Origin of the sequence: Brevibacterium sp. HMSC07C04 (assembly GCF_001815905.1) — a bacterium.
Classification (GTDB): Bacteria; Actinomycetota; Actinomycetes; order Actinomycetales; family Brevibacteriaceae; genus Brevibacterium.
The window spans coordinates 1-11,875 of record NZ_KV823260.1 but is presented as its reverse complement, the minus strand read 5'-3'; the positions used below and the strand labels follow the sequence as shown (position 1 = coordinate 11,875).

General features: G+C 58.3%; 9 protein-coding genes. 8 read left to right on the top strand and 1 reads right to left on the bottom strand.

What is annotated here, in order from left to right; all coding sequences use genetic code 11:
- Positions 1-362 precede the first annotated feature (362 nt).
- The gene (locus tag HMPREF3162_RS05880; RefSeq protein ID WP_070777210.1) at positions 363-1,265 is read left to right on the top strand and encodes a hypothetical protein; all 903 of its coding nucleotides are present in this window, start codon (positions 363-365) and stop codon (positions 1,263-1,265) included.
- Between the two features lie 131 nt (positions 1,266-1,396).
- On the opposite strand, the gene HMPREF3162_RS05875 is transcribed toward HMPREF3162_RS05880, so the two are convergent.
- Positions 1,397-2,077: a response regulator gene (locus tag HMPREF3162_RS05875; protein WP_083274360.1), complete on the bottom strand. Its 681-nt coding sequence runs from the start codon at positions 2,075-2,077 to the stop codon at positions 1,397-1,399.
- A gap of 538 nt (positions 2,078-2,615) precedes the next feature.
- On the opposite strand from HMPREF3162_RS05875, the gene HMPREF3162_RS05870 reads away from it, so the two are divergent.
- The 7 genes from HMPREF3162_RS05870 (at position 2,616) to HMPREF3162_RS12020 (ending at position 10,983) form a co-directional block, all read left to right on the top strand.
- On the top strand, positions 2,616-3,101 hold the full coding sequence (locus tag HMPREF3162_RS05870) for a hypothetical protein (RefSeq protein WP_070777209.1): 486 nt from the start codon (positions 2,616-2,618) through the stop codon (positions 3,099-3,101).
- 165 nt (positions 3,102-3,266) lie between these two features.
- Entirely contained in the window at positions 3,267-5,261 is a 1,995-nt protein-coding gene (locus HMPREF3162_RS05865) for a sensor histidine kinase (protein ID WP_141750160.1), read from the top strand.
- 264 nt (positions 5,262-5,525) lie between these two features.
- Positions 5,526-6,308, top strand: a complete 783-nt coding sequence (locus HMPREF3162_RS05860) for an ABC transporter ATP-binding protein (protein WP_070424727.1) — start codon at positions 5,526-5,528, stop codon at positions 6,306-6,308.
- Positions 6,309-6,365: 57 nt separating this feature from the next.
- Positions 6,366-7,727 carry an FtsX-like permease family protein gene (locus HMPREF3162_RS05855; RefSeq protein ID WP_070424726.1) on the top strand — a complete coding sequence of 454 codons (1,362 nt, stop codon included), beginning with the start codon at positions 6,366-6,368 and terminating at the stop codon, positions 7,725-7,727.
- A gap of 885 nt (positions 7,728-8,612) precedes the next feature.
- Entirely contained in the window at positions 8,613-8,720 is a 108-nt protein-coding gene (locus HMPREF3162_RS12085; RefSeq protein WP_176745717.1) for an ATP-binding cassette domain-containing protein, read from the top strand.
- Positions 8,717-10,090 (top strand): ATP-binding cassette domain-containing protein, encoded by a 1,374-nt coding sequence (locus HMPREF3162_RS05850; RefSeq protein ID WP_070573538.1) that lies wholly within the window; start codon positions 8,717-8,719, stop codon positions 10,088-10,090. The genes HMPREF3162_RS12085 and HMPREF3162_RS05850 overlap by 4 nt, the downstream gene beginning before the upstream one ends.
- A 29-nt stretch (positions 10,091-10,119) precedes the next feature.
- Positions 10,120-10,983, top strand: coding sequence for a roadblock/LC7 domain-containing protein (locus HMPREF3162_RS12020; RefSeq protein ID WP_226829409.1), 864 nt, complete (start codon positions 10,120-10,122; stop codon positions 10,981-10,983).
- The last annotated feature ends 892 nt before the right edge of the window (positions 10,984-11,875 follow it).

Sequence of the window (11,875 nt, the reverse complement as noted above, 5' to 3'; positions counted from 1 at the left end):
ACCTAAGGTAGGAACTAAACCCAGGACACTTCATCTTTCCCACATCAAGACCAAACCAAACCGCATACCCAACATCCATGACAGTCCCCCTTGACCATCGAAGAAACGGCCGCGGGAATAGTCACGACACCCGATGCTGGCACCCACGTTACGACGAGACCTCAACAGTGTTGGGCCAAGCCCCTATCAGCAGTCAACGCGCGCCCTGGACTCCTGGCGACAACACCCCCCGGATCATCAATGACAGGGAAAGAAAGCCATACCAGGACCAGCGACCAGATCCCTTTCAGGACCTACAAAAAATATAGGGGCACCCCCCTGCACGAACCGCTCATACCTTGCTCATCAAGCATCTCCAGAGCATGAAAGTTCCCGACGTCGACGAGCTCACGAAGAGAATCACTCTTTTCGCTTCCCGCCCGCGACCGTATCTGCCTGATGAATCATTCGGACAACTATATGCGGGACTGCCTGAACAGGACGTCGAATGGAGCTGGATCAACCCAAACAGAGCGCTCCTCGAGGAACCTGGGACACAGTCGTTCATTCATGACGCAAGCGACCGCGCGTACTACGATCATCAATCCGAACGTGGCCGCTCCCCTGACCGCATCACCGGTATCGCAGAATTTGCTCAACGTATCGCCAATGAGCGTGGCGAAGAACGTGGTCTTCAAGAATTGCTCGGAATCGGTTCGGACGGTTCGATCATTAACGATAGATTCTTACGAATCAATGTTGACGGCTACGAATCGCCACTCGGCGACATATTCCGCATCAACGGCAACGGCAACCACCGCCTTGCCGCACTCGCCGCGCTAGAGGTCCCGTGCGTCCCGGCGGAAGTTGAGTGGCGTCGTGGACCATTCAGCACAACCCCGTGCCGAATTGATGAAGGCTGCGACGAACGAATCGCCTACCGGACACTTCTCCACGCTTTTGGAGTCGCCTCTTACATCGACCCCACCAACTTCACCGAAAACTACTCCGGAATAGTCACCAAAGACTGGCCATACCTCATCGATGACCCTGACTCTGCGGTGGAATCCCTGTCAGCGTTGGAAGCGCTCTCCGGGGAGACCTACACATCATCAATTGGCCGACTACCGCGTCACCTGTTCAATGACCCTGACAATCTCATCGCAGCTGGCAATCACCTCGTTCAAACGCTCTCCGGAGTGGAGTCAGACTTCGACTCGACGACACTCATGCAACGATCAACCAACGATTCCGGGTTCATTGGCCGCTTCTTCAAACGCCGTTGAAGTCCTCACCCGTTCGTGTCAGGGCTACGCGGCCATGCGAGTCAGCATCACCGTCGCCACTCATGAACTTCACTGCATCAGACCTGCGGTGAGCTCACCTGCCGCTGCCTAGGCCCTTGGGCGTATGGAACCTAGTCGTCGCTCGAAGGTAGTTCAAACGGGTCAATGAGGCCCAACTGGATGGAACGAACGACAATGCTCGTCCGGGAACGCGTTTGAAGCTTACGTCCAACATTGAGCAAGTACTGCTTGACTGACCCTTCAGAGACGAACATTCTCGCCCCAATCTGCTGATTCGTCAGTCCTTGCGCCACCCACACCAGCAACTCTTCCTCACGCTCTGTCAATCCAACGTCAGCTGGCTTCGCAGATAGGCCAGTACGTTCCTCGGCCACTACTTCTACCAGTTCGCGCCGGACCCTCCCCGAGAGCGGCATGTCTCCGTTCATTGCCTGTCGAATTCCAGCCAGCAGACCCGGCCCACCAACATCTTTAAGTAAATATCCGGCCGCTCCAGCTTGCAGTGCACGAACGATGTAATCGCTGGTTCCGAAAGTTGTCATCGCCAGAACGCAGGCGTCCGGCCATTTCCGGCAAATCTCCGCGGTCGCTTCGATGCCGGCGATTCCCGGCATCTGAAGATCCATGAGGGCCAGGTCAGGAGACAGACGACCGTATGCCTCGATTCCTTCAGCACCTTCGCGAGCTTCGCCAACGATGTCGAAGCCGTCTTGGTTGTCGAAGAAGGCTCTGTAGGAGGCACGGACAAGCGGGTCGTCGTCGACTACCAGTATCTCAATTGATTGCGACACATGAATAGATTCTAGCCGATGTAGTGAACCGAATTTCAGATTGGAATTTTTTTGGTTCAGGAATGGCCGAATAGCCATACGCCCCTGGCCGGTTGTCAATGGTGCAGACAGCACTCTGTCGACCAAGCTGACTACTACACAACCGAAACCTCAGAAAGTGAAGATCATGAAGCACTGCGCGGTGACTACTGTTGGAATAGTGCTGGCATTGGGAAGCATTCTCGGCCCCGTAGCAACCGAGGCGCATGCATCGGAAGTCACTTCGCTGGAACCTCAGAGTTTGTTCTGCAAAATTCTTCCGCTCTGCAGGTGACTTCCCCCTCATCAGCCGCGGCCTCAACTCGCGACACTGCCACACGTGGCCTTCCCTGCACCAAACACATCCCCTCATCATCAACGACAGAAAATAGGCCAGGAGGCCGACACATGATGGGTAGCGATGGTCGTCTCGCAATCATGAGAGAACTCCACGACACGGTGACACATTGCTTGTCGACAGTGGCCCTTCAGGTGATGGTCGCTGAGACTCAGCCCTCGGGTGCTCATAGAAATTCGGCGCCTCACCCAAGAGGCGTTGACTGCATTGGGACTCGTCGAAAAGTTGTTACGGTCAGTTGACGCTCCAGCCCCACATTTGAATACCTCGGCCCTGTGGCTGCTGACCGTCGCTGCGAGTGAGAAGAAGGTGACATTAGACCGTCATCGTACCAAGGTGCATGTGGCGGTGCCTCGTGAGGCTGACCGACTCGACATCATTTCTCGCTACGTCCTCGTGCTTACTATCAATCTGGCCTTGGACCACGTCGAGCGTCATCTGCCGATTGATGATCCGCCTCAAGTGGTTACCGACATTTCTTCGTCCATGATCCGGTTTTCATTCCAGAACGGTTCGGCGTCTACCCTGGCTCAGCTCCCGCCACCACCGCATGCGTTCATCTCCCAGCTGAAGGCCCGCGCGGATCTCGTAGGGGGGGGGGCAGGCTACATGTCGAATTGGACCCGGACGGGCAGCATTGGAGATTAATCTTGACTCTGCCTCGCAACGAGTGATCAAGCAACGTATCTTTCTGACCACGACTTTTGGTCTACGTCCGTGATCCCGTTACGGTCGAAATGGGTCGGCTAAACTTGATCCACAAGAGTAGTTAGTCGAGGAAGCCCTCGACCAACGCAAGACGGTGATGGGGCATTGCGCGACCAACTCAACGGCAAGACAGGTAGCGTGCTCTCCGGCGTCGGCAACGGAGTACGCATCGCGGCCCTCGGCGTCTGTGTACTTGAAGTCGCCGGTACCCTCGTCGGCAGCGGACTCGGTCCAGACTCCACCGGCGTCAGACTGGTCCCGTTGACATTCTTTCAGTGCATTCTCGTAGTGTCTGCGGCTGCCGCGCTCCTGTGGCGCAAACATTGGCTTGGCGGAGTACTTGTTGCTCTATCAACCGTGTTAGCCCTGACCGTTCAATCCATCGGTAGTGACCACCTGTTGTGGCTACTTGTCGGTGTCATCGCCGGGTTGCGCGGGGGTTGGATGATGCGCATCGGCTGCTTCGTCTGCGGTGCCTTAGTAGGGTTCCTCGCCGCGTGGGAGACATCAACTGCTCATCCCGGATGGGGTTTCGAAGTCGGAGTCTTCCTCATTGTTCTTGTGGCATTGGGGCTCCTCATGGGTTCCGTTGCTGAAGTCTCCTTCCGTGTGATCGAGCGGTCGCGACACCATGCTCGGGCTCTCGAGCAAGAGGCGGAACACATTCGCCGGACCGAACGGCTGCGGCTCGCTGATGACCTGCAAGCCCTCTTAGAGCTCGGGCTTAGGAAACTCCAGAAGCTGTCAGCTCAGCCCACCGACCGCCCACTCGTAGAGCTTCGCGCCATGCTCACGAGCCTTGACCAAACGAGTCGTGACCTACTCGGACAGACACGACATCTCCTCCACGCATTACGCGACACTACGAGCGTTGAGTCCCGAGCCACCAGTCTCTCCGAAGAGACGCTTAAACGACTAGCACCGGCAATGCGTATTGGCTTGGAGGTTCTCGCCATCGCGATGGGGCTACTTGGTCCCGTCATCGGCGGGTTCACTTCGGCGTCGTTGGTCCAAGTCACTGCCTGCACCGCAGTCGCGGTGACTCTTTGGCGAAAGCCTCTGGGTATTGCTCTCTGCCTCGTCTGTCTCGCAACAGCAGTCTTTATAGTCACGATAGATCAACCTGTTGGCTTCTGGAGCGCACTACCGACCGCAGTCATCTGCCTCATCGTGGCGCGGCAGCACCCCAAACTGCTCATTCCGACAATGATGGCGGTCGCGGGGCTGGTCACTTTCTTCGTCTCTTATGCTCTTGGCGGCCAGGATTCAGCAACCAACGGTGACGGCCATGGATGGTTCCACGGGTATGCCGCTATTGCCGGTGTCCTCATCGGAATCAGTTGGCGCGCCCTCACCGAAGAAGAAGCGAATGCAGAATCGTCCGTAGCGTTGGCATCGAAATCACGCGACAGTGCAATTACTCAGGAACGCCAGACCTTGGCCCGGGAACTCCACGACGTTGTTGCCCACCAGTTATCGATCACCACGATGATGATCATGGCCAGTTCTGCCTCAGACGAATGCACAGTACTCATTGGTGTGATCGAAAAGCTGCGCCGCAATATCGACTCAGCGCGCCTCGAACTTGATGCTCTCCTCCACGGGCTCCGGTCAGCGCAGGCAACCGGTCCGCTGGTGACGCCTTCGCGGATGGCACAGCAGCTGCGTGTAGAACTTGTCGACGCTGGATTTGACGTGCATTTGGACCTCGATCCGGCTGCGGATGATCTGAATCAGGCACAGATCAAGACCGCGGTGAGAACCATGCAAGAAGCTACCAGCAACATCCTCCGGTACGCCCCAATCGCAACGTCTTGCGACTTCCGCCTCCACGTCGATGAAGTTCAAGCATCCCTAAAAATAACGAGTGCACTATCACGACGGCCTCGACGAAGTGAGCTGTCCAATGGAATGGGTTTGCGTGGCATCCGTGAACGCGTCGACTTACTCAGTGGCACCTTTCACGCTGGCCCCCACCACGAACAGTGGCTGTTGTCAGTTCAACTCCCCCACAGCAAACCTGTGCCCTCCGCGCACGGCCCCGCGTTGGCCGTTGCTCAGCAAGCCGTGCTTACACAGGATTCGTCGCCGCACGAGTAGCTGACTCTTACCGAATAATTACAACTGATCACGGCCCACACGCGGCATGGAGTTCACGGTGCTACTGCTCCGTCTCGACATGATCGAGGTTTCAACGCTTTCGCGATGTTTGGCAGGTCGTCGATGCCGACCTAACTTTCGCCCACTCTTCCTCAAGATCCATTGTCGCCACCGGTGACCGCTGATAACTCTTAAATCACCCGATGTCGAAGCCTCTAACTAGGCGAACGTCGTCAACTATGGAAGAAGCAAGAGACGAATACCATGACACACGCCCCGCAACTCAATAGCACTCCCAGAACCGCCACTGGGCCTGCTATTGAAGCCCAAAGCCTGTCCAAATCGTTCACAGTCGACGGCCGCGATCTGCCCATATTGCACGAAATATCATTACAGATCGACTCCAACGAACTCGTCGCGATCATGGGCCCTTCAGGTTCAGGGAAATCAACCCTCATGTACTGCCTAGCTGGACTAGACCACCCCAGCAGTGGTCAGGTTCGGCTCAACGGCATGGATCTCGGAACCCAGTCCAGAACAGCTCTGGCGAAAATGCGCCGCGGCAACGTTGGATTCGTCTTCCAGTCCTACAACCTCATACCTACGTTGACTGCCTACGAGAACGTGGCATTGCCCTACCTGCTGGAAGGCCGCAAACCACCTCGCGAACAGCTCCTGACGGTGATGGACGAGGTTGGACTCGGACACCGAGTGGATGCTCAGCCTCCCTCGATGTCTGGTGGTGAACAGCAACGCACAGCTTTGGCCCGTGTCCTGGCGCTAGCTCCGGAGATTGTCTTCGCCGATGAGCCAACCGGTGCGCTCGACAGCAGGTCGGGAGAACTGGTACTGACGAAACTCAACGAAGTTGCTCGCAAACCGGGGCGTACCGTCCTCATCGTCACTCACGACCCGGCTGTGGCTGCACGCTGTGACCGGGTAATGTTCCTCGGGGACGGGCACCTCGTCGACGAGATTCGCCCCAACACAGCCGCCCAGGTCGCCGACACTCTTGCCCAGCTGACCAGCAAACGTCGGGAGGGATGACTCATGTGGCATCTCCAGCTCGCCGAGCTCCGGGGCTCCTGGTCGACCTGGATAGGTGTGAGCCTGGCGTTCGTTGCAACCAATTTCGCACTCGTTCTCTCGGTGCTGACAATGGTGGCGGGAATCCGGTTCATGCAAGTCCAAGACCTTGACCCACTGGACTCCGCAGCTTTCGTCATCACCCCTGCACAGAATCTACTGTTCTGCATTGCCGTGGGCATCGTTGTCATCGGTACCGCCACCAATATGGCACTCAATGCACGCAGGGGTGCCTTGGCGAGGCTCTCCCTCAACGGTGCGACTCCCCCGCAGATCGTAGGAACCGTCGTCGTTCAGCTCGTCGTTGTCAGTCTCGTCAGCTCCCTAATCGGTTCACTTCTTGCCGTGGCGGCCCTGCGGCCAGCTCTGAATTTCCTCGCTTTCGAACGTACCCAGGCCGGAACATCTATGCCGGTACCTGATCCGGTGTACTCGCTGTGGCCGATCCTTGCCACAACACTCGGCGCTATCGCAGTAGCAGTTCTCGGCGGGATTCGACACGCCATCCGCAGCAGCAAGATCGCTCCGGTGGAAGCCGTTCGAGAACACACGGCTGACGGGCTCACAATTCGTATGACGGTCGGACGCAGCATTACCACTGGTCTCGTCGCCCTTGTCCTCATCGCTGCATATTCTTCGATCGCCGCGTTCACGTCCGAACCCAACTCTGAGACCGTCAGTAACTTGATTCTGCTGAGCATGACTGTGCTCGTCATCTTCGCCGTGTTGCTGGCACTACTCGCACCAATTCTCATTGGACCTCTGACTAAAGCCTGGGTGCGCCTGCTGCCGTTGCCCTTCGCGAGTTGGCAATTGGCCCGACGCACCGTCAGCGCGCGTGCCCGCCGGTTAACACGGTCAGTGGTCCCGGTGATGATGACGATCGGCCTCCTCCTGGGAATGCTCGCAATCTGGGGGTCACTAGAGGCCACGCTCATCGCCAATGGGTACGACATTGAAATCACCGCCAGCGGGCCAGCATCTCTGCTGGTATTCCTCGGCCTTCCGCTGATGATCTCTCTGGCCGGCGGAGTGGGTTCGCTGATCATGATGTCCCGGCAACGTGACGCGGAATTGGCTCTCATCGGAATCGTGGGCGCGACACCCCGGCAACGCATCTTCGTCCCGCTTCTCGAAGCCGTCATCATTACGGTTACTGCCACTCTGCTGGGCATGGTGATGGCTGCAGGCGCCCTCGCCGTCGTGGCAGTTGGACTCCCATCAGCCGGTATGACTTACGCATTCGTTCCACCGATGGCAACCCTCACCGCGACAATCCTCGCCGTTCTCGTCATCACCATCAGCGCAACAGTGCTGCCAACGCTTCAAGCCCTGCGCAAAGTGGAACCGCTGGTGATTGCTCGACTCGTTGCAGATTGACTTGACGCCGCATAAGGCCTGGCATCACTATCCGAACAGAGCAAAGTCGCCCCCACCCTTTGCTGGAGGGGGCGACTCTATTCGTATTCAGCGATGCCATAAATATTCATGCCGAACTGCTGCTTCGGCATTGAGTTAGCTCCGAACCGAAAGTACGAACTAGGAAACGTATCGTCACTAGGGTCTGAGCCCGAAGGAAACCTCAAAGTTATACGGCCCTCGGCACTAGGCGACAAAGAGCTAGAAGCCCAGTGGAGGTGAGGGGCTGACCGCGTGACCGGAGGCCACTGAATTTCCGAATCAAGTCCCGACACACACCTCAAGATACCCGGCTGCGGCTAGTTCGCACATGCAATGCGGTGTCGCACGCGATGCGACTGCAGATGAACGAAGAATCGTGCTAGCTTGCCAGCGTCGAGAATCAGGCGAGGGCGACAGCAACACGGTCGTGTCCTTTCACGAAGGCGATGAGTTCACCACCACCTCGAGTCGGAACGAGCGCCTCGATCCTGCCGTACATTTGACCCGCAAGACGCGAGCGGCTCTCCGCAATACCCGAAATAATTGCGCATGAATGCCAAAATGATCACCTGCATTTCCGCATTCGAAACCGATTGACACACGACTCCCTTTCCGAAAACAGGTATGAGCGCGATCGTTCGGCATCGTTGAGACAGAGGCGAATGACCGCTATGAGAGGCGACAAAGAAGTCCGCAAGCTGCCAACAGAGGGGCCTGGGAGCCCGGAATTCACCGCCAAGACTCCCATTGACGTTCTGGTAACATAACTGGTAGATTGACTCGTCGGATCAACCGACCGAAACCCGAGACCGTCATGCAGGTGCGCTGCCCGCAGAAGCGATGCTTTCTGCCCGCAATCTGAGCGTGAGTTACGGCTCCCGCACAGCGCTGGACTCCTTCACCTTCACCCTCTACCGCGGGGAGATTCTGGGCGTAGTCGGAACCAACGGCGCCGGCAAGTCGACCCGATGAAGGTACTCTCAGGTGAGATCAAACCCGACTCTGGTTCGATCACATTGGCCGGAGAGATCTACGCTCCCGACAGCATCGATGAGGCACGAGCCATCGGCGTCGGCTATGTTCCGCAGCGCATCCGCATTGACGAGGACATGTCTGTGGCCGAAGCGATCTTCCGCACCTCGTTCCGGTCCACCCTTGATCTGAAGGCGAAGGAATCCGAAGCCGACCATCTGCTCACCGACTACGGGGTGGACATCAACCCCACCGATCGGCTTAACGATCTGGTTCCGGCTGAGCTGGCCACCGTGGAGATCCTGCGTCTGGCCTGCGAAGAGACGATGGTCATCCTCCTCGACGAGGTCTCTGCAAGCTTCAACGATCATGAGATTTCCCTGTTCCACGCACTGGCTTCCCGGCTCGCGAGGCAGGGACGGTCGGTCATTCACATCTCTCACCGGATCGACGAGCTTCAGTCCCTGTCTGACCGCATCGCTGTCATCCGCGACGGGGCAATGCACCGCATGCTCGTGCCCCGAGAGACCAAACGAGCGGCGCTGATTGAAGAAATCTTCGGAGAGCCGGTCGCTCGACAGCACCGTCCGAAAGAACCCAAGACCGGTGCCGAGCTGATGCGCCTCGACGGAGTCACCCGTGCGGGCTCGCTCGCCCCAACCTCGCTGTCGATCTATACCGGTGAGGTCGTCGGGATCACCGGACTGCGCTGCTCAGGCGTCACCGAGCTCGCGACGATCATCGGCGGCGCTGCCCGCCCCGACTCGGGCACGCTGACCTTCAATGGAATCCAACATGAGTTCGCCGACGTTGACGAAGCCCTCGGCGCCGGCATCGTCAACATTGCTGAAGACGACGAAGACGCGCTCCCTGAACAGGCCACACTGACGAGCTCGGTGATCGGGGATGAGGCCTCGCCGGAACAGTCCTTCGCGTCCGAGGCGCGCCGCCTCGGCGAGGTTATCCGACTGGTCAAGACCTTGGGCGTAAAGACGTCAAGCATACACGACAGGATCGGAGAACTCTCCGGGGGCGACCAGCAGAAGATCAAGCTCGCGAGCGCGCTTCGAAAGCCGGGCGTTCTCTTCGTACTCAACCAGCCAACCAAGGGCGTGGACGAGCGATCCCGACAGCAAATCTACGAACTCATCGATCAGCTCACCGAGGCGGGCAGCGGAGTCGTCCTCATCTCATCCGATATGACCGAGTTGACAAGCCGCTGCCACCGAATCGCGATCATGCGCGAAGGTTCACTTGTCGATGTCTATCCGAATGAGTCCCTGAACGAGGACAGCATCATGGTCCTCGCCCTCGGATACGACTGGTCGGATGCCGGAGACAGCGAACTGGTCGGCAAAGGCAATCACTAAGACCACCACAAGTGTCGGAAAGGACCCGCTTGCACTTAAGATTCTGGCGATCCGCACGGGGCGACGACGTCGCATCGGTTCCGACCGACGAGGCTCTCGACCACGGTCAGGACCGCCCATCCGGACACGATGCCGACACCGCACGGTTGCCAATCATCCCTGACGCACCGTTCACCACACCCGAATTCGCCGAGGCCAGCCCCGCCTTCGCAATGACCGAGCCCGACCCAGCTGAAGTCGCCCTCTCCTCGGCGGTCGCCCCCGAGGCAGAGGCTCTCCGGATCCGCGCCAACGCACCGCCACGCAGCACCCCATCCCACAGGAGGAAGGCGAACATCGCCATTCCAATGGGCGAAAAGCGCAGCGATCCCGACCTCGCTCCACCCCCGCGCCGCGAAACGTCGGATTCCCTCCCCGGAAACCTCCCGCACACCGAGGCCGGCCCGGCTCCCACCGGGCCGCACCTCATCACGCAGGCCACCCAGGCCGCAGAATCAGAAGAGAAGAAAGAAGAGACAACACACATGTCGAAGATTGAATCAGCCATCAACGATCTCCTCGCCATCGACGGCGCCAGCGGTGCCGCGATTGTCGACATCTCCTCCGGAATGGCGCTCGGAACGGGCGGCAGTCCCGGATTCGACCTCACCGTCGCCGCCGCCGGCAACTCGAACGTCATCCGCGCGAAGCTCGCCACGATGACCGATATTGGCATCAACGAGCGCATCGAGGACATTATGATCACGCTCGAGAACCAATACCACCTCATCAACGTGCTCAACACCACCGACACCGACGGGCTCTTCATCTACCTCGTGCTCGATAGGAAAAAGGCCAACCTGGCCCTCGCCCGCCACAAACTCAACCGGATCTCTTCCGCCGTCTCAGTCTGACCCGACGACTTCGCTCTTATCTGAAGCGCCCCCCTCCTGAGTATGACGGCAGCCGATGTGCTCGGCATCTCCGCCGTTCAAGTGGTCTTGCGCGCCCACGTGAGCGAGCCCGAAGACTGAGGCGGGTGGCGCCGGGATACGCCGAGACGCTGCAGACGTCTCGTTACATTCGTCGTGAAGGAGCAGCTGGGGTCTTCGCCTCGTAGCGGGCCCCAGCTTGGACCATCGCCAACAGCACGTTGTGCCGGCGACGAGCCGGACACATCACTGCAGCAATGTGGAGTTTGCCCTCATATCGTTCTCTGTCTCAATAGGCCTTTTGGAAAGCGTTGCGATTTGAGGCCACGCAGGCCGAGGGGAACAACGCGTTCTTCAACCGATTGTTGCCTGCTCGCGAAGGGAACGCTTTCGCCTCAATGTCCCTGACCACCGCGCCACAGGGGCAAACTCGGCAAACGCGGACAAATGACCTGCAAACTGGAACACGCTGAACGCACCGACCGCCAGGAGCAACTGCGACGGGGTCGTAACGCCGACTACCAGCCCGGACGTTCACTCCTGACGAAGATGGAACGAATCAGCCAAACCCACAGTTTCAGCCTCAATCTCGTTGCGTTCAGCCTTCAAGGCTCTCATCTCGGCTCAAGACGCGACACCACTGACTGCGACACCTACCTACCCGTCACGTCCACGTTCATGGCCTTTTCGGCCGGAGCGTCGAAGAGCGCATCAATCAGAATCGAGGGGTCGTCGCGGGCCTGGTCCAACCACCGCTTCACTCCCGACTTTCCCGCCGCACACAGACCAACTGGACTCCGGTACCGATTCAGTGGAGCTAACACGATGCTCCTGGACAGCACTGAAGCGGCCTGGGTTTAGTTCCGCTTCTATT